The organism is Thermosynechococcus sp. PKX82 (assembly GCF_031583255.1).
GTDB lineage: Bacteria > Cyanobacteriota > Cyanobacteriia > Thermosynechococcales > Thermosynechococcaceae > Thermosynechococcus.
This window is the reverse complement of the sequence record NZ_CP134169.1, coordinates 94,065-118,803: the sequence shown is the minus strand read 5'-3', so window position 1 is coordinate 118,803 and position 24,739 is coordinate 94,065. Positions and strand designations below refer to the sequence as shown.

The 24,739-nt window shown below is 52.9% G+C and carries 22 protein-coding genes; 14 read left to right on the top strand and 8 right to left on the bottom strand.

The genetic code is table 11. The features are described from left to right. The first annotated feature begins 3 nt into the window (after nt 1-3). Nucleotides 4-159: a hypothetical protein gene (locus tag RHH53_RS00575; RefSeq protein ID WP_206201713.1), complete on the top strand. Its 156-nt coding sequence runs from the start codon at nt 4-6 to the stop codon at nt 157-159. A gap of 6 nt (nt 160-165) precedes the next feature. Here RHH53_RS00575 and RHH53_RS00570 read toward each other — a convergent pair whose 3' ends face one another. Together RHH53_RS00570 and RHH53_RS00565 are read right to left on the bottom strand one after the other, a co-directional pair. Beyond that, nucleotides 166-1,887 carry a transglutaminase domain-containing protein gene (locus RHH53_RS00570; RefSeq protein WP_302678566.1) on the bottom strand — a complete coding sequence of 574 codons (1,722 nt, stop codon included), beginning with the start codon at nt 1,885-1,887 and terminating at the stop codon, nt 166-168. Between the two features lie 14 nt (nt 1,888-1,901). Next, nucleotides 1,902-4,376 (bottom strand): ATP-dependent Clp protease ATP-binding subunit, encoded by a 2,475-nt coding sequence (locus tag RHH53_RS00565; RefSeq protein ID WP_149817189.1) that lies wholly within the window; start codon nt 4,374-4,376, stop codon nt 1,902-1,904. 350 nt (nt 4,377-4,726) lie between these two features. Between RHH53_RS00565 and RHH53_RS00560 the strand changes: the two genes are divergently transcribed. Beyond that, complete coding sequence (locus tag RHH53_RS00560) at nt 4,727-5,419, top strand: HAD family phosphatase (protein WP_302676970.1); 693 nt, start codon at nt 4,727-4,729, stop codon at nt 5,417-5,419. A 47-nt stretch (nt 5,420-5,466) separates the two neighbouring features. Beyond that, nucleotides 5,467-6,105: a hypothetical protein gene (locus tag RHH53_RS00555; protein WP_149817184.1), complete on the top strand. Its 639-nt coding sequence runs from the start codon at nt 5,467-5,469 to the stop codon at nt 6,103-6,105. Here the strand turns inward: RHH53_RS00555 and RHH53_RS00550 are convergent. Next, the gene (locus RHH53_RS00550; protein WP_310743927.1) at nt 6,086-8,404 is read right to left on the bottom strand and encodes an ATP-dependent helicase; all 2,319 of its coding nucleotides are present in this window, start codon (nt 8,402-8,404) and stop codon (nt 6,086-6,088) included. The genes RHH53_RS00555 and RHH53_RS00550 overlap by 20 nt on opposite strands. Before the next feature lie 173 nt (nt 8,405-8,577). Between RHH53_RS00550 and RHH53_RS00545 the strand changes: the two genes are divergently transcribed. Continuing rightward, nucleotides 8,578-8,952, top strand: a complete 375-nt coding sequence (locus RHH53_RS00545) for a DUF4278 domain-containing protein (RefSeq protein WP_302678564.1) — start codon at nt 8,578-8,580, stop codon at nt 8,950-8,952. 60 nt (nt 8,953-9,012) lie between these two features. Here RHH53_RS00545 and RHH53_RS00540 read toward each other — a convergent pair whose 3' ends face one another. The 3 genes from RHH53_RS00540 to RHH53_RS00530 all read right to left on the bottom strand — a co-directional run bounded on the left by RHH53_RS00540 (nt 9,013) and on the right by RHH53_RS00530 (nt 11,277). Beyond that, nucleotides 9,013-10,110 (bottom strand): glycosyltransferase family 2 protein, encoded by a 1,098-nt coding sequence (locus tag RHH53_RS00540; protein WP_310437812.1) that lies wholly within the window; start codon nt 10,108-10,110, stop codon nt 9,013-9,015. Next, entirely contained in the window at nt 10,111-10,512 is a 402-nt protein-coding gene (locus RHH53_RS00535; protein WP_206200608.1) for a DUF3110 domain-containing protein, read from the bottom strand. 105 nt (nt 10,513-10,617) lie between these two features. After that, nucleotides 10,618-11,277 carry a MotA/TolQ/ExbB proton channel family protein gene (locus RHH53_RS00530; RefSeq protein WP_206200607.1) on the bottom strand — a complete coding sequence of 220 codons (660 nt, stop codon included), beginning with the start codon at nt 11,275-11,277 and terminating at the stop codon, nt 10,618-10,620. Nucleotides 11,278-11,435: 158 nt separating this feature from the next. On the opposite strand from RHH53_RS00530, the gene RHH53_RS00525 reads away from it, so the two are divergent. From RHH53_RS00525 to RHH53_RS00515, 3 genes are all read left to right on the top strand, one after another. Beyond that, entirely contained in the window at nt 11,436-12,041 is a 606-nt protein-coding gene (locus RHH53_RS00525; RefSeq protein WP_149817174.1) for a sigma-70 family RNA polymerase sigma factor, read from the top strand. Then, the gene (locus tag RHH53_RS00520) at nt 12,038-12,358 is read left to right on the top strand and encodes a hypothetical protein (RefSeq protein ID WP_206200606.1); all 321 of its coding nucleotides are present in this window, start codon (nt 12,038-12,040) and stop codon (nt 12,356-12,358) included. Before RHH53_RS00525 ends, RHH53_RS00520 begins: the two co-directional genes overlap by 4 nt. Nucleotides 12,359-12,429: 71 nt before the next feature. Beyond that, entirely contained in the window at nt 12,430-12,870 is a 441-nt protein-coding gene (locus RHH53_RS00515) for a Spy/CpxP family protein refolding chaperone (protein WP_310743926.1), read from the top strand. Nucleotides 12,871-12,920: 50 nt separating this feature from the next. Here the strand turns inward: RHH53_RS00515 and lpxB are convergent, their stop codons facing one another. Together lpxB and gshA are read right to left on the bottom strand one after the other, a co-directional pair. Further along, nucleotides 12,921-14,108, bottom strand: a complete 1,188-nt coding sequence (gene lpxB, locus RHH53_RS00510; RefSeq protein ID WP_302678561.1) for a lipid-A-disaccharide synthase — start codon at nt 14,106-14,108, stop codon at nt 12,921-12,923. A 2-nt stretch (nt 14,109-14,110) separates the two neighbouring features. Continuing rightward, nucleotides 14,111-15,250 carry a glutamate--cysteine ligase gene (gene gshA, locus RHH53_RS00505; RefSeq protein WP_310743925.1) on the bottom strand — a complete coding sequence of 380 codons (1,140 nt, stop codon included), beginning with the start codon at nt 15,248-15,250 and terminating at the stop codon, nt 14,111-14,113. Nucleotides 15,251-15,447: 197 nt separating this feature from the next. On the opposite strand from gshA, the gene RHH53_RS00500 reads away from it, so the two are divergent. The 7 genes from RHH53_RS00500 to RHH53_RS00470 all read left to right on the top strand — a co-directional run bounded on the left by RHH53_RS00500 (nt 15,448) and on the right by RHH53_RS00470 (nt 24,625). After that, nucleotides 15,448-15,885: a hypothetical protein gene (locus RHH53_RS00500; RefSeq protein WP_206200602.1), complete on the top strand. Its 438-nt coding sequence runs from the start codon at nt 15,448-15,450 to the stop codon at nt 15,883-15,885. Between the two features lie 374 nt (nt 15,886-16,259). Further along, nucleotides 16,260-19,316 carry a type III-B CRISPR-associated protein Cas10/Cmr2 gene (gene cas10 / locus RHH53_RS00495; RefSeq protein WP_310743924.1) on the top strand — a complete coding sequence of 1,019 codons (3,057 nt, stop codon included), beginning with the start codon at nt 16,260-16,262 and terminating at the stop codon, nt 19,314-19,316. Nucleotides 19,317-19,394: 78 nt separating this feature from the next. Next, complete coding sequence (locus RHH53_RS00490; protein WP_310743923.1) at nt 19,395-20,501, top strand: type III-B CRISPR module-associated Cmr3 family protein; 1,107 nt, start codon at nt 19,395-19,397, stop codon at nt 20,499-20,501. A gap of 73 nt (nt 20,502-20,574) precedes the next feature. Then, entirely contained in the window at nt 20,575-21,372 is a 798-nt protein-coding gene (cmr4, locus tag RHH53_RS00485; protein ID WP_302678557.1) for a type III-B CRISPR module RAMP protein Cmr4, read from the top strand. A 2-nt stretch (nt 21,373-21,374) separates the two neighbouring features. Continuing rightward, nucleotides 21,375-21,764 (top strand): hypothetical protein, encoded by a 390-nt coding sequence (locus tag RHH53_RS00480; RefSeq protein WP_206200598.1) that lies wholly within the window; start codon nt 21,375-21,377, stop codon nt 21,762-21,764. A 12-nt stretch (nt 21,765-21,776) separates the two neighbouring features. After that, nucleotides 21,777-23,693, top strand: coding sequence for an RAMP superfamily CRISPR-associated protein (locus tag RHH53_RS00475; protein WP_310743922.1), 1,917 nt, complete (start codon nt 21,777-21,779; stop codon nt 23,691-23,693). Nucleotides 23,694-23,725: 32 nt separating this feature from the next. Then, nucleotides 23,726-24,625, top strand: coding sequence for a J domain-containing protein (locus RHH53_RS00470; RefSeq protein ID WP_206200596.1), 900 nt, complete (start codon nt 23,726-23,728; stop codon nt 24,623-24,625). The last annotated feature ends 114 nt before the right edge of the window (nt 24,626-24,739 follow it).

Here is a 24,739-nt window from a genome sequence, read left to right as displayed (position 1 = left end):
AGGGTGTCTCAACGGTCATCGGGCAAATGGGTGGCGATCGTCACCGGTGTCATTTCCCTGTTATTGGGAATTGGCTACTTGGTGTTAGTACAGCTTTTGGATTGGCGCGGCGATTGGCAGCCGGCTCCTTTGGGATTACTGCGAGTGCTCCTGTCTTAGAACTGTTTAGGCAATTGGGGGCAGCTCACTATGAATGGTAAAGCGCACATGATTGAGGGCTAAATCTCCAAGGCGTAGTCCGCGATCGCGATAATTCATGCTCTCAAAGCGAATCCCTTTACCCGCTTCCACGTGGTACCAAGGCAGTGCCATAAAGAACCGCGTTGGATAAGGGCCGCGCTCTACGACATCATCAGGATTGGACTCCATGGGCAACCAGCCAACCCCCGGCACATAAAACTCCAACCAAACGTGGTTATAGGTGGGTTGGAGGGGAATGCCCCGCTTTTGGGGATGGGGGGGACATTTGTAGCGACCCACCGTACGGCAGGCAATGCCATTTAATCGCGCCAAGGCAAGGAGCACCCCCACGTACTCACCACAGGACCCCGTTCCCCGTTTCAAAACCAAATCGGGGGTTTCAATCGTGGGTCGCATGGCATAGCTCAGGCGATCGTACACATAGTTACGAATCTTGAGCATCTTACGCAGGATATTGGTCTCTGTGCCCACAGCTTGCCGTGCCGCCTCCTGGACAATGGGTTGATCCATCGCCAACTCATCGTTATCCACTAGATACTGTGCTGCAAATTCTGGTGGCAGCGGTAGCGTCTCATCAATGTCGTCAAAGCTGAGATGGTACTTGATACCTCTCACTTCTAGCCAAGCACGCCAACCAAAAAGACGGGCTTCGTAGGGACGCACTTCAGGAAAATCAAACACCGCCACCTGCTGATCACCCACGGTTTCCAAGTGAAAGGGGGTACCGACGGGTTCAACCCGCAGCAATTTTTGGCGCAGGGAATTGGCGGGCAGAGCAATTCGCCACTCTAGGTTATCTAGGTGCAGCGCATCAAGGGGAGACATTTCCTCCACGTAGGCCATCTCAATCAGATAGCCATTGGAGACCGTGTAATGCTGCTCTTTGTGGGTCTGATAGAGCAGAGGATGAATCAGGCAAATATCGCGATGATCAATTTCGAGGGGGGCTTCGCGGTTGTTGGGGTTATCCCGCAAATAGGGTTCTTCGCCGCCATAGGCCACCCACAGTCGCCCCGTCGCATCAAAGGTAAACGCCGTTGGCTGGGCAAAGGGCGTCAAGGCCACCCATTCAACACGGCCACTCTGGTGATCGAGACAATAGATGGATTGCTCTAAGCGATCGCTCACCCACAGATAGCCATCCTTAAGGGCTAAATTTTCACAGCCAATGCCCGGCGCACTGAGGCGATACTGCTCTCGACCCGTCTCGTCAAAACAGTGAATGTAACCCGATTTTTGACAGGCCACATAGATGCCTGTGTCATCCACCGCCACACCGTAAATGGGATAGCGGCACGCCAACACCTTTTCTACATGCCAGTCAGGCAGATGACAGCGATAGAGCCATGTGTCCCGGCAAAACCAGAGGGTTTCGCGATGGAGACAGAGGCCATCGGCATCGAGAAATGGCTCTAGATCGTAGGGATTGAGAATCTCACTGTGGTCATTTTCGCCATTGATGAGCAAAATAAAGCCCCGTACCCGGTCCAAGGCCAAAAAACTGGCGCCAAGGGTTGCTTGGCAAAAGGGCAAACGGGGCAATTGACGTAGCCACAGGGCTTGGGGATCGACCCATGCCAGACCGTGGATTTGGTAAGCACCCAAGGGATAAATGGTGCGCCAGTCGTGATCCAGCGCTCGGGAGCTGAGGGAGTCCCCATAAACCTCTTGCGGTGTGTCTGGCATAGGAAGTCAATACCCTACTCAACCGCTTGGGGCAGTAGCTCACGCCGAGGTTGAGCTTGGATCTTCACTTGACCTGATTCATCCACATCAATGAGGGCAGTATCCCCTTCACGAATACGGCCAGAGAGCATTTCCTCAGCCAAGGTGTCCTCTAAGAGGCGCATAATGGCCCGCCGCAGGGGTCGCGCACCGTAGCTGGGATTGTAGCCTTCTTCAATGAGTCGCTCCTTGAAGCGATCCGTCACTTCTAGGGTGATTCCTTTCTCGGTCAGGCGTGAGAAGACTTCCTTCAAGAGGATGTCAGCAATTTGCTTGACCTCGTCTTTGGTCAGCTGGCGGAAGACAATAATCTCATCCACGCGGTTGAGGAACTCTGGACGGAAGTACTGCTTCAGTTCCTCATTCACCAAGGAGCGAATGCGATTGTATTGCGATTCAGCAGCATCCTCAGTGCCAAACTCAAAGCCAAGACCGCCAGCGCCTTTCTCAATCACCTTCGAGCCAATGTTCGAGGTCATGATCAAGAGGGTGTTCTTGAAGTCAACGGTACGCCCCTTAGAGTCAGTGAGGCGACCATCCTCAAGGATTTGCAGCAGCAGGTTAAAGACATCGGGATGGGCTTTCTCGATTTCGTCAAAGAGCACCACCGTGTAGGGACGCCGCCGCACGGCTTCGGTCAGTTGACCGCCCTCGTTGTAGCCGACATAGCCAGGGGGCGAACCAATGAGCTTGGAGACGGTATGCCGCTCCATGTACTCGGACATATCCAAGCGGATCATCGCCTCTTCAGAACCAAAGAAGTAGGCGGCCAAGGCTTTCGTTAGCTCGGTTTTACCCACACCGGTTGGCCCAGAGAAGATAAAGCTAGCAATGGGACGGTTGGGGTTTTTTAGACCGACACGGGCACGGCGAATGGCACGGGAGATGGCTTTCACCGCTTCATCTTGGCCAATGACCCGCTGGTGCAGGGTCTCCTCCATGTGCAGCAGTTTTTCCGATTCGCTTTCGGTGAGCTTGCTGACAGGCACACCTGTCCAAGAGGCAACAATGTGGGCAATGTCCTCTTCAGTAACGACGGGGGTTTCCTCTTCACCATTGGCGCTTTCGGATTTTTTCTGCTGGGCAATGGCACGGATTTGCGCTTTCAGTTCCATCTCGCGATCGCGCAATTCACCCGCTTTGTCAAAGTTTTGGGCACGCACAGCATCATCTTTTTCTTTGAGCACTTGCCGCAATTCGCGATCCAATTCCTTGGCCGCAGGCGGTAGTTGCGAGTTAATCAGGCGCACCCGTGAGCCAGCTTCGTCAATGAGGTCAATGGCTTTGTCGGGCAGGTAGCGATCGCTAATATAGCGATCAGACAGCTTCGCTGCCGCCTCAAGGGCTTCATCGGAAATTTTCAGCTTGTGGTGCTTCTCGTAGCGTTCCCGCAGGCCGTAGAGGATCTCAATGGTTTCCTCAACGGAGGGTTCACCCACCATCACCGGTTGGAAGCGGCGCTCCAAGGCAGCATCCCGCTCAATGTGTTTGCGGTACTCATCCAACGTGGTGGCACCAATGCACTGCAACTCACCACGAGCTAGGGCGGGTTTGAGGATATTCGCCGCATCAATGGCACCCTCAGCGGCCCCAGCCCCAATCAACGTGTGTACCTCGTCAATCACCAAGATCACATTACCGGCTTGGCGGATCTCATCCATGATCTTCTTCAGCCGCTCTTCAAACTCACCGCGGTACTTCGTGCCCGCCACCAACAGGCCAATATCGAGGGTGACCACCCGCTTGTCTTCCAGAATATCGGGGACATCTTTATTGGCAATGCGTTGGGCAAGGCCTTCAGCAATAGCAGTTTTACCTACCCCCGGTTCACCGATCAGCACAGGATTATTTTTGGTGCGGCGGCCAAGGATTTGAATCACCCGCTCAATTTCTTTTTGCCGACCCACCACGGGATCTAGCTTGCCATCAATGGCCATCTGGGTGAGGTTGGCACCAAATTCGTCCAGCGTCGGTGTTTTGGTACGCCCTTGGCTGGCACCGGCAGCCACTTCGGCGGTTTCACCCAGCATGCGAATCACTTGGGTGCGCACTTTCGACAGGTCAACGCCGAGATTTTCAAGAACCCGTGCTGCTACCCCTTCCCCTTCGCGAATCAGACCCAAAAGAAGGTGCTCAGTACCAATATAGTTGTGTCCCAGTTGGCGGGCTTCTTCGAGGGAGAGTTCCAACACTCGCTTGGCACGGGGGGTAAAGGGAATCTCCACCGCCACAAAACCAGACCCACGGCCAATAATTTTTTCCACTTCGATGCGGGCATCCTTGAGGTTCACCCCCATGGAACGTAGCACCTTCGCAGCCACACCGGTGCCTTCACCAATCAATCCGAGGAGAATTTGTTCGGTACCGACAAAGTTGTGGCCGAGGCGGCGAGCCTCTTCCTGTGCCAGCATGATGACTTTAATGGCTTTTTCTGTAAACCGTTCAAACATGACCCTTCCCCTAATGGCTCCTGCGTGCTGGTAACACTCATCTTAACACGTCCACTTTGGCGTGTTTTTGTATGCCAATTTACAGCCCTCTTCCCAAAAGATGGAACAGACCCAGAACCGTCAAATCCACTCTTAAACAGGATCAACGTCCCTTGACGTACCCTATAGCTTAGATAAAGGGCTGTACTCCTACTGTAGATGTTGACTCATTTTTTTGCAGGTGTGGTTGCCCGTATTTTAATTGAGATTTTGGGGACTAGCCTGCAGCAAAATTCGATTGATCGATTGGCCAGCCTCTTTAGTCTCAAAAGACGATAGACTACACTTGCTGATGCCCAAATTTTTCGCCAATGGCTAATTTTTCCCAGTTTCTTGCCGTTGAACCCTCGCAGCGTGCCCTGATTTTTGATATGGATGGGGTCATCTGCCATACTATGCCCTACCACCTTGAAGCTTGGCGGGTCTATGTCGATCGCACCCCTGAACTGCGGCAGCAGATTAACTTGGAACAGTTGCGGCAAATGGGGGGTAAACGCAATGCCGAACTCCTGCCAGAACTCTTGGGGCGATCGGTCACTGAAGCGGAAGTCGAACGCTGGGGCGCGGGCAAAGAGGCTGTCTTTCGGGAACTCTTGGCACCCCATTTGGAACTGTTGCTGGGGCTATTGCCCTTTCTCAAAAGTGCTAAAGAAAAAGGCTATCGCTTGGGCTTAGGCACCTCGGCCTGTGCTGCCAATGTGGAATTGGTGCTCTCCTGCGAGGGGGTGGGCAACTTTTTCGATACGGTGGTGATGGAGCAGGATGTGCAGCGGGGCAAGCCCGATCCAGAATGCTATCTCCTAGTGGCGGAGCGGTTGCAGGTGTTGCCGCAGCATTGTCTTGTCTTTGAGGATGCCGTGGCAGGGGTGATGGCAGCGGTGCGGGCAGGGATGCTCTGCTGGGGAGTGTTAACAACGCAATCGGAAACGGCACTGCAAGCCGCAGGAGCAGAGGTCTGCATTGAGGACTTTACGGATCCACGCCTGCAATGGCTATTGTCCTAGGGCATTTTCGGCGATCATGGGTACTGGCGCGTTAGGAATCCACCACCTTGGGCGTTGATCTGCGCAGTTATGTCTATCTCGACTCGATTCAACCGCAACACGCGGCCTACTTGGGAACCGTGGCTCAAGGGTTTTTGCCTTTGCCGGGGGATTGCTCCCTCTGGGTGGAGATTTCACCGGGGATTGATGTCAATCGCCTTTTGGATATTGCCTTGAAGTCTGCGGTGGTGCGGCCGGGAGTTTTGTTTATCGAGCGACTCTACGGACTATTGGAGGTGCATTCGGGCAATCAGGGGGAAGTACGCGCAGCAGGGCAAGCAATTTTAGATGCCATTGGCGCTCGGGTACAGGATTGCTTGCGGCCACGGGTGATTTCGAGTCAAGTCATTCGCAATATTGATGCCCACCACACCCAACTAATTAACCGTTCGCGGCGGGGCAATATGATTTTGGCGGGGCAAACCCTCTATGTGTTTGAAGTGGAACCTGCCGCCTATGCCGCACTGGCCGCCAATGAAGCGGAAAAGGCAGCACTCATTAATATCTTGCAGATTTCAGCCGTGGGCAGCTTTGGCCGACTCTTTTTGGGGGGCGCGGAGCGGGATATTCTGGCAGCAGAACGGGCCGTCTTGGCAGCCATGGAACGCTTGCCGGGGCGTGATAGCCTTAGCGATCGCCGCGAGTAGCCTTGGCATGTTTCTTTAGCTTCTGCTCTAGGGCAGGTAAGAAAGGACAAGGGTCACTGTCTTGCAGTTGATAAAACCCTCGCCAGTCAAAGGTCTGCCAGTTAAAGGGGGCTTGGTGGGCGGCGGCGAGCCACAGTAAACGCTTAGCACGGGTCATGGCCACGTAAAGCAGGCGGTATTCCTCGGCAACTTTGGCCTCTGTGGCTTTTTGATAGGCGGTTTGCCAGTCAGGAAGGGGTTGCTGATGGCCGTAGGCTCGCAGTTGCGATCGCACCACATCCGTAAAATCCACCTCTGGACTGAGGAACTTGGCATTGGCCGCCACCCAGCTCTCACCGGGGAGGGTTCTTGCCTCTAAGAAGGGAACAAAAACGGCATCCCAATCCAGACCCTTGGCGCGATGCATCGTCATAATCGTCACTTGCCCCAATCGCACCAAGCGGCTATGGAGGTCTTCCATCTCAACAGCGTCAAAGCGATCCGTCGCCACCAACTCCTGCCAACGGGGATGGATACGCTCCCACAGTTGCGTTGGTTCCTGCTGTGCCAAGTGGCAGATCAGGCGATCGCTGGTGGCCAATTCAGCGGCATCATAGCCCAATTCCTGAGCGCAGTACGTGATCAAAGGAAATAGAGATAGCTCTAGGCGGGCTTTGAGGAGACGTTGACAGTAGTGCCGTGCCTTGAGTACCGGTTCCTCGGCAGGGGGGTCTAAAGGACCAGGGTAGAGAAACACCTCTGGCTGGGCGGCTAAGCGATCCAAATTTTGGACAGAAATGCGTTTGCGCTCCTGAAGAACAGTCAGGGCTGCTTTGACCGCTTCGGGAGAATAGGGACAGTGGAGAAAATAAAGAATGTCCAGCAATTCCTTGGGCACCTGCGATCGCCGTTCAATGCCCGATACATCGAGAATCGGAATCCCCTGAGCGGCAAGGTCGGTATTAATGCTGAAGCTAGCGGGCGATCGCAACAGATCCGCGACAAATTCCCCTTGGCGGTTGGTACGCACCAGTACCGCAATTGAGGCCTCAGGATACTCTGCTAAAACCTCAGAAATACGTGCTGCTAGCTCGCGCACGGTCTCGAAAACGGTTGCTGGTCGGGCAATTTCTACCCCTTCTCCCCAGGGGGGTGGGTTCGCCCCCGGTTGCGGATCCGTCGGTGAGACGGGCTGAATTGCTTGGGATCGAAAGGGCAGTTCTTGGCCTTTGAGGGCATGATTGACCCAGTTCACTAAAAAGTTGGCCGATCGAATGACCAACTCAGTGGATCGCCCCGCTTGGGTCATTTTATAGAAGGCCTGCTGCTGGGCACATTGGTCACAGAATTCATTAAAAAAGAGAGGGTCTGCCGCCGTAAATGTGGAGTTAATGGCTTGATTGGGATCCCCCACCCGCACAAAATTCACTTGCCCTGTGGTGTTGTCCTCGGCGAGAAGTCGCAGTAACCGCGATTGCAAGGGGGTCGAGTCCTGCGCCTCATCCTCAAAGACGGCATACACCCGCTGTTGCCATTCTTGGCGGCACTGGCGATCGCCCTCTAGGAGTTGTACCGCTGCCAAAATCATCTCATCATAGTCAATTTGCTCTCGCTGTGCTAAATGGTGCTGGTACAGTTCCAAAAGGTCGGCACCAATTTCTAAAAAGGGGTAGGGTTCTGCTGCGGCTGCACTTTGGGAGCGCAACTGCTGGGACAACTGCCGCAGATCATGGGGCGTCAACGCCATACTGCGGGCACTGCTAATAACGGTTTGTGCCAACTTCACCAAGATGTCAGTCAAAAGCGCACTTCTGCGACCATCGTGTTCAACGTCACTCAGGGGACTGGTATCGCAGCCTTGGATCAGTTGCTCGAGAATATCGGGGTGCGATCGCGCCCATTCCTTAACACAGGTAACACACAGGCGTCGCTGCTCATGCTCACTCATTAAATTCTCGCCACTCCAACGCAGACCCGCTGTGGGGTGACTGGTGGCAATTTTCAAGGCCAAACTGTGGAGCGTCTGCACACTAAAACCATTGCGGGGCAAGCCCATTTCCCGCAGGTACTGGCGAATCCGCACCTTGATATTGGCCGCTGCCGAACGACTATAGGTGACTACGACCAGTTGCCGCTGCTGATGGAGTTTTTCGCGAGCGATGGCGATCGCGGCTCCTACGGCCATGCCATGGGATTTGCCTGCTCCGGGCACTGCCGATACCGCCAAGAGACCCCCTTGCCATTCACTAATTTCCCGTTGACCTGGACGCAACGTCCTTAGAAGGTGACTGGCATTGGCGGGGAGTGACAACACGTTCATAGGAGGACTGTGGAAGGGCTAAAGATTTGTTAAAAAAACCGGCTTCTACCCAATGAAGATCGAAAAATCGTATAATAGAATACAGAAAGTTAAAAGCAAGTTGTTTCCTAGCGCAGATCACCTAAAGCTTGATAACGAGTCAATAGTATTCACCTAGAAGCCTTGATTTAATTATGCAAGTAATCTATCGCGGCGTTAAATACGAAACTTCTGAGCAGCACATTCCCCTTGTTGAATCGGGTGCCAAGGGTTTCTACCGGGGGGTGCAATGGGTAGGGCACAAAGCGGCTGAACCGGTTCCTCAACCCAATCATGTCCTCTGCTGGCGGGGGGTGACCTACCAAACGAACGGTACACCAGTTACCACAAGCGCTCCGACGACGAGTACTGCCCCTTCAGTACTTCCCCAGCGTAAGCGTGACTCCTTGGCCGAAGCCCATCGCCATGCAATTCTGAAAACTCTTGAGCGGCGGCTGCAAGTGGCTCGGAGTCAGGGCAACGAAGATCTCATCAGTCTGCTGGAAGAAGAGTGGCAGCAATTTGCCTAAGGTTGGATCACCGAAACCCAAACTGCGGTGCCGTTGCTAACAGCGGCACTTTTTTATTTTCTATTGGTGATTGCCCCTTTCTTGGCGAAAAGCTGTTGCTTGGGCAAAGGCCGCCGCCGCCCGCTCGCGATCGCCCAAGGTTTCATAGGCACGCCCTAGTTGTTCGGCTGCAATCTCCCGCACATAGCCCAAGGGAAAAATCATCTGCTTGCTGTAGCCATTGGTGCGCCCCAGTTCAAGGCAATACTCAAAGTAGGCCGTTGCTCCCAAAGGAAATCCTAAAGCCATCAGCCAGCGCCCGGCCAAATCATTGAGGGGAGGATAGGTGGGAAACCACACCAGACTTTGCTGACAGAGGAGTTGCAATGTTTCGTGATCCCCCATAGCCAGCAGACGCCGCCCCAGTTGATTCAGAATTTCGGGCAGGGCGCCAGGGGCATTCTCAGGCAGTTGGCTGATGAGGAGATGGGGCAAGAGCCGCTCAAAAAGTTCTTGGTAGCAGTCATCCGCAGCCGTGGGGTTATTCACAGCGTGGTACATCTCCGCCAAGGCAAAGAGGAGATTCAAAGGCAGACCTTCACTAGCGCGGATGCGTTCCAAAATCGGGATGTTGCGATCGCGCATCTTGGCTTGAATTTGTGCGGGTTGATAGCCATAGTGGTCAATACGCAGCGTTTCCAGAGTACCAATGGTCAGCGGTTCTGCGGCTGTCGAAACCAACTGCTCATGGAAGCGTCCCTGATAGCGCAGCGTCGGCAGGTTGCGAAAGAGTCGCACAATGGCAAAGTCAGAAAATTGCTGCCCCGTGCCGATTTCCCGTCGTAGGAGTTGATAAGCACTGAAAGTGCTGCCCTCCAGTTGTTGGCCGAGGGGCACAGGCGGCTCCCGCAAGGTCACGAGCACCTCATCAGCATCAATCACTAAAATCCAATCGCCCGTGGCCTGCTCTAGAGAGTAATTGCGGGCAGCGGCAAAATCATCCTGCCAAGGGAAGGTAAAAATGCGCTCTGTAAACTGGCGGGCGATCGCGATCGTCTCATCCGTTGAACCGGTATCTACCACAACGATCTCATCTACCCAAGGCTGGACACTGCCCAGACAGCGTGCCAAATGGGCTGCCTCATTTTTGACAATTAGACAGGCACAGACCCGCACCATCTACAGCAGCTTTTCAAGTTGTTGGCGCAACTGATTCAGTTCACTTTCGGAGAACTCACTCTCAGCAGCGGGGGGCACGCGATTTTCTAGTTCCCAGTCGGTTTCTTCGACATTGCGTTCAGGGGGTGCCAAGAAAAGACGCTCAGCATCGTTTGTCGGCACAAATCCTTCGGGAACCAAGTGACAGGTGTAGCCTGAGGATTCGCAAAATTCTTCAATTTCCTTGGCATCAATGGGGACAACGCTGGGGGGATGAAAATCCTGTGCCTCTAAAAGCATGGCATAGCGACTGGCATCGTCTTCGCTTTCAAACATCAGAATCAGGTTGCGATCGCCCAGTTGCAGAGAATGAATGCCCTCATTTTCAGTCCCCGGGTTGTAGAGCAACACGTAAACGCGCATGATGCCTCGCTAATGAAATCTCAACAGCGATTATAACGATTTTGGTTCCCCCTACCCGTAGGATTTTCCCCTTCAGAACTGTCAAAGGGGCAAAAATAGCTTGAGTTAGAACAATGTTTTTTCAGGTTCCCCTTTGATCCGCTGCTCTAGCCATGCTTGGCGATAGGTGAGTTCTAATTCATTGCCGGTGCGGCGAAAAATTTGTGCCTGCTGCAAGAGAAACGCTTGAAAGAGCCGCTGAAAGGCAAGGGCAATGATTGCCACCACCAGGCCAGAGGCGGTACTAATCAAGGCCTCACTAATCCCGAGACCCACGCCCATGGTTGCAGGTGTGCCAATATCCCCCAAGCGAATAGAACTGAGGGCACTAATCAGACCTAACACCGTTCCCAACAAACCCAGTAGAGGTGCCATCGTAATCGTTGCTTCCAAGACCTTTTCTCCCCGCCGCATGGCACTCAGCTCCTCATCAGCCGCAGCTTCTAGGGCTAGGCGAAAGATTTCTGGGTTGGTGTCAATCAGTTGTAAAGGGGTATAGAGGAAGCGACCAATCGGTTGGTCACAGGCATTGGCTGCTAATTCAATGGCTTCTTGCCAATCGTGGCGAGCGGCATCCAGAATCTGCTCGGCCAGTTTCGTCTCTCCTCGGAGAACAATGCTCCAAAACCAAAGCCGCTCAAAAATGGTGCCTAAGGTCAAGATCGAGAGAATCAGTAGTGGCCACATGGCCAAGCCACCACGGTTAAAAATTTCAGCGATATTCACGATCAGTTCCCTGTCAGAGCATCCGACGTTTAGTATAGTCCAGCCAGTAGCCGCAATTGTTTACCAAATTCTAGCGAACCGTGGTGCCAAGGGTCTTGAACCGCTCTTTTCGATGCCCCGTCTAAATAGATAATTACGTTAATGGAGTGATACCTCGCATGAGTGTATCTTTACCCCTATCAGCGGCAACGGCATCAACGGCTATCGTGACCCGACCCCAAGTGATCGATCCCGATCGGCGGATTATTGAGCAGTGCCTTTCCGGACATCCAAATGGGTTTCGGGAACTCTATCAACGGCATCAGCAACGGGTGCGATCGCTCCTGTTTCAGTTGTGCGGTGCGGTTGCCCTTGATGATTTAGTGCAGGAGGTTTTCTTGCGGGCATGGAAGGGGCTAAAGGGTCTCAAACATGAGGCAAAGTTTTCAACATGGCTCTATCGGATTGCCTGGAATGTGGCTTGCGACTATCGCCGCCAACTGGCAACGCGCAAATCGCGACATCAGCAATACCTGTCTCAAAGTGAGCCACTCACTCCTGGACTGGATCTACGACAATTGCATTACGAAGATTTAGTTCAGCGCGGTTTAGCCACCCTGCCCTTGGAGTACCGCAGTGTTTTGGTCCTGCATGATCTGCAGGGCTTGCCCCAAAAAGAAATTGCTGAAATTCTGCGGATTCCCGTGGGTACAGTGAAATCCCGCCTCTTTCGTGCCCGAGGCACATTGCGGACTTACTTTACGGAGGCTGGAATCACTTTATGAAACGTGAACCCCCACCTGTGGAGGATACACCCTTGGTTAAATTTTTACAAACCTATGCGGGGACGCCCCCGCCCCCCCACCCCCATTTGGAGCAGCGCATTGTCCAAGCGGCTTTGCATCAACATCAACTGAGTAAGCGACGCTGGCAAATCGTGTCTCTTTTGGGGGCTGGGGTGATCGCCACCGCCACCAGTGTGTGGTTCCTCAAACCCTCAACTCAAGTGGCAAAGCAGACGTCCCCGGATGCAGTGGCTATCTTCATCACCACCAATTGGCAAGCAATGTTTCAGGACGCAGAACCCGCCATCTTCGACTAAATTCTGTCCACCCTACTTTTACTCTTTGTTGAGTTTTGACAAGTTAAGTTTTGACAAAGGAGAACACAGCTATGTTGAAAAAATCTTTAGCCACGCTTCTTATATGTGGTAGCCTCAGCCCCCTACTGGCGATCGCTCCCCCGAGCGTCGCTGACCCCGGTTATGGCGGACCTCGCTGGAGAGCCAATCTGGACAACCTAAACCTCACACCTGAACAGCGGCAACGTTTACAAGCCGTGCAGCAACAATACCAAGGCCAAATGGAGCAAACCCGCAACCAACTGCGCACTGCCAAGGCAGAACTGCGGCAAATGATGAGTGGCAATGCCTCGGAGGAGCAAATCCGCAGCAAGTATCAGCAAGTGCGTCAACTGGAAAATCAACTGGCTTCCCTGCGCTTTGAAAGCATGCTAGCGATGCGCAGCATTCTCACACCCCAGCAACGACAAGCCTTGGCCACTCAAATGCAGCAGCGGCGGCCGGGCAATCGCCCCATGAAACCCCAGCAGTAACCCATTAAACTTGGCAACGCTCTAAAGCTCTAAAGGAGTTCATGACTTCCCTAAGTGCGGGACAGCGGATCCTGCACTTTTTTGTTGCTCAGCAGATCAAGAATCTCGGTGGCGGCGCGATCGACCACGCCGGGGGTGCCCATCGCAGCTCGCATTTTGGCATAGCCTGCCTGCATGGCTAGGCGTTTTTCAGGATGATCCAATAGCGCAAGGGCAGCAGCGGTAATGTTGGCAACGGTGGCTCGTTCCTGCAGGAGTTCGGGGACGATGTCTCTATTCACGAGTAAATTGGGGGGAGAGACAAATTTGAGGTCAAACTTCAGGAAACGCCGATAAAGCCACAAACTGAGGGGATGAACGCGGTAGATCACGACTTGAGGCACATTCAACAGCGCGGTTTCTAAATTCACCGTGCCGGATTTAGCGATCGCCAGATCTGCGGCCGCTAGAACTTGCAGGGAGTCTTCCGCCAATGTGACGCGAATGGGATATTCCTTGAGAACTGCTTCAATGGCTGAGCGATACTGCCGCAGCGAAAGGGGTAACCAAAAGCGGGCGTGGGGATAGGCTTTGGCGATATTTGTGGCAGCCCCCAAAATTAGAGGCAAGAGGGACTTGATTTCCTGTTTGCGGGACAAGGGCAACAGGGCGATCGCCAGCTCATCGGCAGCAATGCCCAAACTTTGGCGTGCCACTTCGCGACTGGGAGCCGCAGCAATGCGATCCAAGAGGGGATGCCCCACCCAGACCACATTGGCACCATGACGGCGGTAATAGGTGGCTTCTTCTGGAAAAATGGCAATCAGGCGATCGCTGAGGGCAACAATTTGCCGAGTGGCCTTCAAACTATGGGACCAGACCCACTCTTGGGGAGCGATGTAGTAAACCATGGGAATAGAAAAATGTTTGCGGATAAACCGCCCCATGGCGACATTGCCACCAATGTAGTCAATTAAAACCACTAAATCAGGGGGATGCTGCCGTAAATAGCGGCGAGCCTTGAGTTGGAGCGCGATCGTTGGCTTGATCAATGGCAGGGCTTCTAGTAGCCCCACGGAGCCAATTCCTCCGGTATTAAAGAGTAGCTTTGCCCCCGCAGCGGCCATGCGATCGCCCCCAAGGGCAGAAATTTCTAAGGGAATCCCCCGCTCTGCTGCGAGGCGATAGAGTGCCTTGACCAACAGGGCGCCCTGCAAATCCCCAGAGACTTCACCGGTGCTAATGAACAAATGCGCCATGCCTAGCCCCGCACTGCCGCCACTGGTTGACAGAGTTGATCGGCAAATTCCTGTTCCGTAGCGGCCATTTCCTGTACGGCGGTGGCCATAATCTCAGGGATCGATTGCCCCGCTGCATAGTGAGCCAGCCATTGCTGGGCGGTGTTTCCCTGTCGCAGGATTTTCTTAATCGGTGCCAGAAAGCAGCTAAAGCCCTGTGCCTTGGCGATCGGCCAAACCTCTTCGTAGAGTTCGGCTACCCAAGCGGCTGCCGTTAGTTGCCGGCGATCGCGCCAGTGGGTCAGCACGGCCTCTAGGCTGTTTTTTGCAGCAATCTGCTCGTTTTCATCGGCTAGTTGTGCCAACATCTCGCCATCCCCCCACCGCAGGGGGTCAAGATCAGGGGTATCCAGCAATTGCAGGAGCCGCGCCTCTAGAAGAGCGGTCATCGCCAGTAGGGAAATGGCATCCGTAACTAGATCACAAATTCGCAGTTCAAGGCGGTTGAGATCATAGGGTCGGCGATCGCCATTGGGGCGCACAGCACTCCACAAGTGCCGCACATTTTGCATCGTGCCGCGTTGGAGTTGCTGCTCTGTCCACTCAATGAAGTGGGCATGGCTAGTAAATAGGGGCACTTGCGGTGGGGTCTTCGGAAAGATTGCCCAACGGGTGGAGTGATAGCCCGTTACCTTGCCATCAAGAAACGGCGACGCAGCACTGAGCGCCAGAAACAGGGACGCCTCCAGCCGCACTAGCCGACAGGCACGGATCAACTCTTCTGGATCCCGCAGGCCAATGTTGATGTGGACACTGGCGGTGACAACCCTTGTGCCATAGGTTTGCTCAATGTAGGTGTGATAGGGATTCTGGGGGTCAGAGCGATAAAAGCGTTGACTGTCCCCTAGACTCAGGGTGCTACCGGGAACCAGCGTTAAATCCCCTAGGGATTGCAAATAAGCGCGCAGCCGAAAGCGAGGACGCAGCAAGTCACAGAGGGCTTGGTCATATAGAAAGACCGGCGGGGTTGTAAATTCAACATTGCGGCTATCGGGTTCACGCACAAACCCCGGTAAGTCCCTCACAATGCGATCCGACAGTCCCACAATCTCGCCCGTGGGCTTACCCGTGTAGAGTTCAACCTCAAAGCCCTTTGACAACATGGCATCCCTTTGGCTAACTTGGGTCAGCGAGCCCCCTCGCAGAAAGTGGGAATTTTGAGCTACTTAGCCACAATACCATGCCCGCGTCCCTGCCGCACATATGAACATTCGTAAAACCCTCCCTGTGGCGATCAAAACCTGATCAGTTAACCTGTATTATCAATGACACAAATCACCCCTATAGTGAGAATCTCAAGATGTTTGGTCAGCGGCGAGTCGAAGCAGATGTCCGTGTCAGTCGCGTTTTGGATCGCCTGGGAATCCGCTATCAAGTGGATGAGGATGGTGATTACCGCGTTGTCTTTGAGCTATCCAACGGTCGAACGCAACAGGCCTTTATTGACTCCAAAACCCAGCAGCTGGGAAGCTATGAAATTCGGGATGTCTGGTCTGTGGGCTACAGTTGCGAGGGCTTTCTTGACCAAGAGATAGCCAATTATCTGTTAATTGAAAATGCCAATAAGAAAATTGGCGCTTGGGAGTTGCGTCCCCTTGCTGACAATAGGTATATCGCTGTATTTTGTACGAAGGTTGCTGCTGACTGTGACCCCGAAGCCCTTTACACCAGTATCCGCGTGGTTCTTGAGGTGGCAGACGAACTTGAAAAAGTTCTTGAGGCGGGCGATCGCTTCTAGGTTAGTTTGCAGTGAGTCCCCTTAAAATCAGGGTTTGAGGCCAGTGGGGAGCTTCTGAATGCCCCGCCCCTAGGTAGGGATTGTCATTTTCATCTGAAATACTAGAAAATGCTCAAACCCGCTTCCTGAGAAACGCTAAGGGATTCAACGAAAGCATCAGGGTTGGAGGCAACTTGGCAGATCTCTCGGAAGCAAGACCCAAATGTTTCAATTCTTATAGCTAGTACAAAAAACTGTAAATACTACAAAAGAATTTTTATTTTGCTTCCACTGCATATCCCAACTCACGACACTGGATAAAACATTAGCTGCGATCGCCCAAGGCGCACGGTCGCCGATTCGCAGTGGAGTCAATTGTTCTAGGAAGGCCATCCATGTACTACGAACGCAAACTCTTTGCCCTCCTCCACGACCCCTACCTCAAGGCGTTGTACGGCAACAAAGCTCTCAAAGGCCCATGGCAACAGGTGTCTTGCCTGAATCAACATGCCGAAGATTTGCAAAATTGGTGGAATCCTCACGGCGGTATTACCGCAGACCATATTGCCTCGGCCAGCGATCGCCTGAGCTTTCAGCGCGGCATGAGCACCCCCCCAACAACCACTGCAAATATCACCCAAGTGGAAATTCGTCACCCGATTACTGGTGCCAAAAGTGATTTGAACTTTGCCTTTGCAGCGAGTCTCAGCGATGAGAATTTAGCTGAAATTGAGGCGCAGTCCATCTGGAGCAAGATTCGCCAAGAAACCGATGCTGAAAAGGTCTTCTGGTGGTTTTGGCGATTTTATGGCGAAGCCATTGCTGGCGATCAGCGCATCAAAGATCAAGCGGTCTATGCCAAAGATGTCTTGCTGTTACCCTCAGACACACGCATTCCCGACTGCCCCCTCGAAGCTCACACCTCGATTACCGCTGCCCTTGCCGGCACCCTCTTTCCCCGAAACGCCAGTAATGGGGATAAACCGCAGCACCCATGGCTGTTGATGTTTTCCTTTTCACCGGTTCAGGAATTCATTAAATCTTCACGCAAGCTGCTGGACTTTTGGTCAGGCTCCTATCTACTCCATTACCTAAGTGCCAAGGCCTGCTGGTTCCTTGCCGAACGCTATGGCCCTGATGTTGTGATTACCCCCAATCTCTACAACCAAACGATCATTGATGCCTTTCTGCTGCAAAAATACCCAGACTTTGAACCCTACTTTGCGGAATTTGGTATTCCCAAACCAGTTGAGGCGCAAGAGCAGCCGTCCTCCAGCTTGGTGACAGCGGGTTTTCCCAACGTGATTACGGCACTCATTCCTGAACAAGACAAAGACACGATTGGCAAAGAGCTTCAAGACCATTTGCGGGAAACATGGCTCAACCTTGGCAAAAATGTGCGCGAAGCCATCAAAACCAAGGTACGGAGTGGCTATGAAGATTGTCACTGGATTGCTCACATTGAAGCGTGGATTGATACACAGTTTCCTGCGGCAGAACAAGAGGAGTTAAAGAAAGAGTTTCTCAGTTGGCAGCAGGGAGGACGCTGGGAGTGGAATGCCCTTTGGCAAGCCCAATTAGAGAATTTTTGGGAAAGCTACTGGATCGCTTTGCCCCTTGGGGAGCCAACCCAACCTCTAACCTGCCAGCGTGGAGCATCCACCTACCCAACTTGGAAAACCGCCCAAACCACGTTAGCAAAAGCCGAGGATCCCCTGCCCACTCAGGTTGAGGAAAAGGTGTATGCCACGATTAACGTGGGTACATGGTGGCCATTGCTGCAACAGCGCCTTGGGTCAGCCCTCTCCGCTGTCAAAAACACTCGCAACTGGCAGTTTCCCGCTTCGCCGGGTGAGCGCTCCTCGATTTCTGGAGCCTACAGTGCCCTGCACCCGAATTTGCTGTACCGTGATCCTTTTCGCGAGGGGCATGGCCTGCCGGCGAGTTCCCTGCGCCTGTTTTGGTATGTGATGAGCCAAGCCTTTCCGGGGCTATTTAATGGCAGTGAGCGCTTGAGTGCGATTGAAGTTACCAAGCGAATGGCATGGAAACATGGCGGTGTCGCTGAGTCTTTGGGGGTTGCGTGCCCTGAGGAGGACTATGAAAACTTGGTGCGCTTTCCCAATGCCAGCAGTATCGCTGCCGCTCGCTTTATGGTGAAGTATCCCAATCAGGTCAAGCGGTATTGGCGAGAATTGAAGCAAGAATTTACTGCCGCTCTGGCTTTACAGCCCTATCACGCTCGCTTTAACAGCACCACTTGCCGCCCAACCCAGATTCCCCAAGTAGATGCCAAGCTAGGGAATTACAACGGTGTCATGTTCTCGACCAAGTGGTTGGCAGAAGCCTTAGGTCTTGACAGTAAACAGGAGCTGGCCGAACTTCGGAGGGCGGTGAATCAGACCCAAAAACGAGTGGGTTGGGGCGATCGCTCCCCTGCTGACTGGTGGTGTATTCTCTTGGCCGATGGCGACAGCATGGGCAACTACGTCCGCGGTCGCAACCTGAAGAAGTATCGTGAGTATGTTGCTACAAACATTATTGAAATTATTGAAGACATTCAGCAAAGAAAGAGCTACATCAAAAACCCTGATGAGTGGCAAACACTGCTCAACCAGACCCCCAAACGCATGGGACCTGCCACCCATGTGGGACTCAACCGTGCCCTGCTGGATTTCTCGAATCGTCTGGTGCCCTACTTAGTGGAGCAACGTCACTGTGGCCGTGTGGTCTATAGCGGTGGCGATGATGTCATGGCCGTCTTGCCCCTAGAGGATGCCCTCTCGGTGATTCATCTCCTACGCCAAGCATGGTGCGGCGGTACGGATCCAGCCGGGGAGTTTGAACCCCACGGGGACTACTGGCAAACGGTTCAGGACAGTACAGCGGCTAAGGTCTTGGGCATGCGTCGCCTGTTTACGATGGGCAAAGGGGCAACAATGAGTATGGGCGTGGTCATTGCCTACAAGAGTGTTCCTCTGCCCACGGTTCTAGAAAACCTCTGGCAAGCCGAAAAGGAACGGGCGAAAAAACTCCCCGGCAAAGATGGCCTCTGTTTCCGGGTGCTCTATGGGTCTGGCAATGTCCTCGAAGCAGTGTTGAAGGGTGAACTGCTAGAGGCCTGGAGCCGACTACTTGAGCAAGCAAATGACGATGTGAGTCCGCTGCTGTACCGACTCGTGACAGAGTTGCCCCAACACTGTTGGTTGAGCAAAGAGCGGGTCATTGAGAAGGCGATCGCTAGCATTGCCAATCGCCGCGAAAAAGACATCCCTTCAGAACTGATTGAGCAGCTTTGTCGGTGTTGCAATCAATGGGAAGACTGGGCACTCCAGCATGAAGGTCAGCTAGGAACGGATCTGCAAGACCTGCTCAACCTGTTGCGGCTCATGGCCTTCTTCATTGATAAACGGTTTGTACCCCCAGGGAGTAATCAGGATGGCGATCGATGAAAGCAGAGAGTTCTAAAACTCATTTGGGCAAAACTATTCTGCTTCAAGGATAACGAAAGACACATGAGGTTGATTATCATGACTGAATTAAGTTGGTATCGTCTAGATCCCCTAGATGTCCTCCTTTTTCGTGACTCCCGACCCTTTCAACCGGGAGAAGGCTCTTGGGCAAAAAGTCTCTTTCCGCCCTTGCCGATTACGGTCTTTCAAGCCTTACGCTCCCTGTGTGATCCCTACGCGCAAAATCTGGAGTTTCTTGGGCCTTTCCTCATTGATGCCAAAAACCAAGTCTGGGTAGACACGCCCAAAGATTTGGTGTGCATTGGCAACAAAAGCAACGAGGAAGCCGACATCAACGATCGTGCCGACCTCAGTAAAGTCAAGGGTTTTGCCCGCACTCAACCCGCTGCCACCGACGACCCTGCTTGGAAAGATGTCCGCCATCCGTTGCCGGGAAAGTTACGCCCTATTGTGGAACCGACCCTCAGGGAGAATGAGCAAGCCCAAGGCCGACCGGCTCCCCTCATGCGCTTGGATGCTCTTGTCCTCTATCTCCAAGGAAAGCTGGATCAGCTCAACGCCAAAGAGCACTTCCATGATTTGCCGTGGTCAACCCAAGTCCTCCCCCACATCAAAATGCAAACCGAAAGTCGCAATGTGGAGGACGAAGCCGGCTACTTTACGGAAGTGGCCAACCGGATGCATCCGGGCTGGGGCTTTGTGGCCGGCATCAGTGTTGCCAATCTAGAGGGAGTCGTGCGCATTGGGGGTGAGGGTCATCAAGCCCAGGTGCATGCCCTAAAGAAACCTCCCTTTGCAGACCTAGAGCGGTTTCAAGGCACCGGTCAAGAAACCCTAGCCTACGTGCTGACTCCCGGCTTGGCGCCCGTGGTGGCTGACGCACCTGTTTATGGACTGTATCCCCATGATTGGCAAGAGCATCTGATTGGTGTGGTGGGCGATCGCCCCCTTTTAGCCGGTGGTCTCAGTACCTTTACCCGTCGCAATGGGCAACCCCAATTGGGCTATTCCGCACAGCGTGCCTATGTCAGGCCGGGAACTATCTATCGCTTTGCTCAGCCTCCCTCTCCCCAGCCCCAACAACTCCTCGGCGGTGTAGCCCCCAAAGCTCGCACCACCTTTGAAAAACTTCACTACGGCCAATTGCTCTGGGGCACTGCATAACCACCCGAATACGAATGGATAAATTAGGTGAGCACCGATACACGTTGACCTCAAAGAGACTGGATGATCAACAATGTTTAACCTTGCCTACCTCTACCTTCTCTCCCCCCTCCACACGGGTGGCACCACCCAAGAGGGCAACCTTCTCGGCATTGCGCGGGAGTCCCACACAGAGTTGCCCTACATTCCCTCCAGCACGATTCGGGGTCGCTTGCGTGCCAGTACCCCCGACAAAGACCGCAACCGCCTTTGGGGCAACACCATTGAAGATGTCATGGGCGGCGAAAACACCAACCTTACCCAAGGGCAAGTGTGGGTCGGCGATGGTTCACTCCTGTGGGTACCGGTTCCCTCCCTCAGCCATGGCGTGATCTGGATTAGCTGCCCCATGCTGCTGCATCGTTGGCAACGCCTCACTGGTCAGTCCTCAGGAACAGTCGCTGCCTACAGCACCAGTTTAGACACCAGCAAACCTGTTTATCTCAAGGACGCGATCCTCAAAGGCGATCAGCTCAAGCCTTGGGAGAAATGGCAAGAGTGGATTCCGATCCGCGAGCAAACCCAAATTCAACAGGTCTTGGTTCTACCCGATCAGCACTGCAAAACCCTCATTGAAACCAGCCTGTGGCGACAGGTCAAGGTGAAACTCGATCAGCATAAAACCGTTGAAGGCGGTTTTCGCTACGAGGAAGCCATTCCCCCCGATACATTGATGTACTTCCCGTGGGGGACGGTTGCCCAACTCAATGGCGCCGCAGAAAAAGTGGAAAGCGATCTGCGGGATGTTTTCGATAGCCACCCAATTCTCCAAATTGGTGGTCAAGAAAGCCTTGGTCGCGGCTTTGTCCAACTTGTAACCCTTGGGAGTTAGCTATGGCCTTTGATCCACGCACAATGGCACAGCCAGTCTATGAAGCCTTGAGTAAACTGCGGAATGATACAAAAGACGACACTCGGCTGCGGGAGCAAAAAAGCCAAGCCGTTGAACTCTACACCTACTTGGCCACTTGGGGACTGATGCGCCTAAAAGCGGAGGAAGCTGCTCTCAGTCAAGAGGGGAAGAAAGAGGTTGTCAAAGCTTTTTTCCGTGCCCTTGAAGAAACAGCGCATGTTCAGAATTTGGCGGATGACAAAGGCTTGGAGACCCTCAAGAACCTTGACACAGAATCCTACCTTGGCTTAACCGGCTTAGGGTTACAAATTGCCCGTGAATTTAGCTTCTGGACAACCGCCCTTTACGTTGACATCGGCAATGCAGACTAGGAGGAGTACAACATGACAAATAACCCTGCATTACAGCGACCTCAAGTGCATAAAGCAACACAGCGTCCCAACTCAGGAAACGCTGGCAATAGCGGTAGTGGTAAAGGTGGCAGAGGCAATAGTGGTGGTTCCCAAAAGGGCGGGAACACTCCACCCCGTCCTTCCCCATGGCTCGAACATCCCCTTGATCCAAATCCCACCCCCCATCGAAGTGCAGGGTTTGTCGAGTATCTGCGCTGGATGCGATCGCCCGCTAGCCCCGCCAAAGATGGTACGAAAGTGGAACTAATGACAATGGCAGAGCAGGGTGACTATCGCCAACGTTTGCAGGTCTTAACAGAGCGCACTCGCCAAATTGCCGGCAAAAACAATTGTTTTGCAGTCACCTGCCCATGGCGCATCCGTGTTGGTGGCCACCGTGGTCCTGAAAGTATCCTTCTGCCTGCCTTTGATAACCTAGGCATTCCCTATATTCCCTCCAGTACCTTACGAGGTGTTGCTCGTGCCCAAGCCATTCGGGAGGTGATGCAAAACGAAGGCGTACCTTGGGCTGAAGCGGATAAACTGGTCGGCCAGCGTTACTTTGGTTATCTCGACAGCAGGGACTCTAGCGAAAAAGCTGGCAAAATTATTTTCCTCGACGCCTACCCCTTGCCTGAACAAAAGAACGGGGGACTAGCAGTGGACATGGCCAACAACCTTTGGTCATGGAATAATGGCAACCTCAAGTATGCTGCCAACCCAAACGTGTTCTTTTCCCTGCGAGAAGCTTCATTTCTTATTGGTATTAAACCTACCAATCATTGCTCTCCTCAAATGCTTAAACAGGTCAAGAACTGGTTGATTCGCGGCCTGACCCAAGGAATTGGTTCGCAAGTGAATGCAGGCTACGGCGTTTTAGTCGAACCCCAAAAACAGGTGGAGCGTGGCTTCTTTAGTGTGGATTTTACCGTTCAAGGCCAACTCATCCACGGTTGCCAAAAGTGTACGTCTACGTCATGGCAATGGAACGTTAGAAATCAAGCGTGGCAGATGCGCGGGCAACCAGAGGCCGAGGTGCGAGCTACAGCCTTTAAGTCCCTGCTGCGATACTGGTTTCGTGCCTTTGCGCGGGGGGTGTTGCCCCCAGCAGAAGTCCAAAGCCTTGAAGGAATGATTTTTGGTGCAATTCAGCCGCAACCCAAACATGGCTACCTGCGGGTACGGGTGATTAATGGGAGGGTGACCCAACCTGAGGCACGCCCTAATCAGCAAGGTAAAAACGATCCCTGTGGAGAAGAAGAGGGGACACTGGTATTAGACTATTCTTCTGAAGTTCCTGATGCCCACAAAGAAACGCTAAAAGAGCTGGCAAGCAACTTGATGTGGCTCATGTTTCACTTGGGTGGCATTGGTCAAGGGGCACGTCGCCCTTGCTACTCTCGTAAAACCCGTAGCCAAGCACCCTGGTGGCGTGGTTCTAATCTGATTCCTAAAAACAATAATCCCTTTTGGAAACTCCCCAGCAGTGCCAAGGAATTCAAAGAAATTTTTCAACAGCGACTGCAAAGGTTTTATGAAGCTTTAGGGCAGCTTAGTAATCACCCAATCAACCCGACTCAACCATTATCCATTGGCACTGTTACTACCAACCAATGGGCAGAAGCAATTGATGCAAACTGCCGTATCGTCGTTTGCAGTGGTGATTCCAAAGGAGAAAAGCCCTACGGCCTTGCCCTTCTTCATGACCCTAACCTTAAGGTGAATGGTAACTACGACAAAAACCTCTGTGGTTCCACTGGCAAACCCTCGCCAGTTTGGGTGGCTGACTTAGGGAACTATCAAGTTATTACGATTTTTGGCGTCAATAAAGATCCGCGCCTCGAGTTTCTGAAACACTTGAATAAGTCTGGAAGATGTTTGCAACTATTTCCTTTCAAATCTTCTTGACCTTTTGAGCTTGAATAAATACCTAAGGAGCCATGACCGACTACTACGACATTCTTGGCTTGCAGCCGGGTGCTTCCAAAGAGCAGATCAAAGCAGCCTATCGCCGCCTCTGCCAAGAGTGCCACCCTGATAAACTGCCTCCTGAGACCCCCAAAAAGGCGCGGCAAATCGTCGAGGAGCACTTCAAGCAAATCAACGAAGCCTATGCCTACCTCATGGAGCAGGGCGATCGCCCGCCCCCACCTACCCAACCAGCAACAGATGTTAGAACTGCCCGCTCCATTTTCGATCCCGCTCGTATGGAAGCCGTAGCTCGGAAACTGGAGACAGAGCGGCAGGCCATTCAACGGCAGTATCAGCAATCAATCAATGCTATTGACCAACAACAGCGGCAAAAGCTAGCTTGCCACGGCCTCAAGATTGACGACTTGGATACAGTCGATCCAGCAACCAAATGGGGCAACGTTATTCAGGGGGGGATTCTCTTGTTGGTTGGCCTATTGGTAGGGAGTGTAGGCGGTCTTTTGGGCTTTCTGGGATACCTGTGGGCTTTCTTCTGCTTTTGGGGAACCTTGGGGGCAATGCTGACAAAAACAGTGAGTCCCCGAAAATATAAAATTATTTGTGAGATTAAAAAGGAAACTGAAGCAGCAAAGGCCGCTGCTGCGCAGAAAAAAGAACGACGATTACAGGAGCAATCTAGTTACATTCGTCGTCAGATTGACTATTTCAAAACTCTACCCTTGGAAATGCTTTCAGAATCCTTTGTTCAAAATTTAAGTGATGAAGATCAGTTTTTCCTGCTCTTGGCCATCAAAGAAAAAGAGGATGATGAGCAGTGGGCGCGCACAGTTGCAGCCGGTGTAGAGATTGCTGCAGCAGCGGGTGTGGTTCTACTGCTGTCGCAACTCTTTCTGGGTGAGCCATTCTAATCTGAGCGCAACCAAGAAAAACAGGAAGGGAGGAACGATCGCCCCCCTATTAGGAAGAGTTTTGCTGAAACGCATTCTACCCCTACCCTTAGCGAAATAAAATGTGATAGCATA

Bases quoted from the DNA above. Each gene is read 5' to 3' on its own strand.
- RHH53_RS00540 (WP_310437812.1), bottom strand. From the start codon at position 10,110: ATGGTGCGGGTCTGTGCCTGTCTAATTGTCAAAAATGAGGCAGCCCAT.
- RHH53_RS00525 (WP_149817174.1), top strand. From the start codon at position 11,436: ATGAGTGTATCTTTACCCCTATCAGCGGCAACGGCATCAACGGCTATC.
- RHH53_RS00475 (WP_310743922.1), top strand. From the start codon at position 21,777: ATGACAAATAACCCTGCATTACAGCGACCTCAAGTGCATAAAGCAACA.
- lpxB (WP_302678561.1), bottom strand. From the start codon at position 14,108: ATGGCGCATTTGTTCATTAGCACCGGTGAAGTCTCTGGGGATTTGCAG.
- RHH53_RS00520 (WP_206200606.1), top strand. From the start codon at position 12,038: ATGAAACGTGAACCCCCACCTGTGGAGGATACACCCTTGGTTAAATTT.
- RHH53_RS00570 (WP_302678566.1), bottom strand. From the start codon at position 1,887: ATGCCAGACACACCGCAAGAGGTTTATGGGGACTCCCTCAGCTCCCGA.
- RHH53_RS00535 (WP_206200608.1), bottom strand. From the start codon at position 10,512: ATGCGCGTTTACGTGTTGCTCTACAACCCGGGGACTGAAAATGAGGGC.
- RHH53_RS00560 (WP_302676970.1), top strand. From the start codon at position 4,727: ATGGCTAATTTTTCCCAGTTTCTTGCCGTTGAACCCTCGCAGCGTGCC.
- RHH53_RS00515 (WP_310743926.1), top strand. From the start codon at position 12,430: ATGTTGAAAAAATCTTTAGCCACGCTTCTTATATGTGGTAGCCTCAGC.
- cas10 (WP_310743924.1), top strand. From the start codon at position 16,260: ATGTACTACGAACGCAAACTCTTTGCCCTCCTCCACGACCCCTACCTC.
- RHH53_RS00480 (WP_206200598.1), top strand. From the start codon at position 21,375: ATGGCCTTTGATCCACGCACAATGGCACAGCCAGTCTATGAAGCCTTG.
- cmr4 (WP_302678557.1), top strand. From the start codon at position 20,575: ATGTTTAACCTTGCCTACCTCTACCTTCTCTCCCCCCTCCACACGGGT.
- RHH53_RS00490 (WP_310743923.1), top strand. From the start codon at position 19,395: ATGACTGAATTAAGTTGGTATCGTCTAGATCCCCTAGATGTCCTCCTT.
- gshA (WP_310743925.1), bottom strand. From the start codon at position 15,250: ATGTTGTCAAAGGGCTTTGAGGTTGAACTCTACACGGGTAAGCCCACG.
- RHH53_RS00565 (WP_149817189.1), bottom strand. From the start codon at position 4,376: ATGTTTGAACGGTTTACAGAAAAAGCCATTAAAGTCATCATGCTGGCA.
- RHH53_RS00500 (WP_206200602.1), top strand. From the start codon at position 15,448: ATGTTTGGTCAGCGGCGAGTCGAAGCAGATGTCCGTGTCAGTCGCGTT.
- RHH53_RS00550 (WP_310743927.1), bottom strand. From the start codon at position 8,404: ATGAACGTGTTGTCACTCCCCGCCAATGCCAGTCACCTTCTAAGGACG.
- RHH53_RS00470 (WP_206200596.1), top strand. From the start codon at position 23,726: ATGACCGACTACTACGACATTCTTGGCTTGCAGCCGGGTGCTTCCAAA.
- RHH53_RS00545 (WP_302678564.1), top strand. From the start codon at position 8,578: ATGCAAGTAATCTATCGCGGCGTTAAATACGAAACTTCTGAGCAGCAC.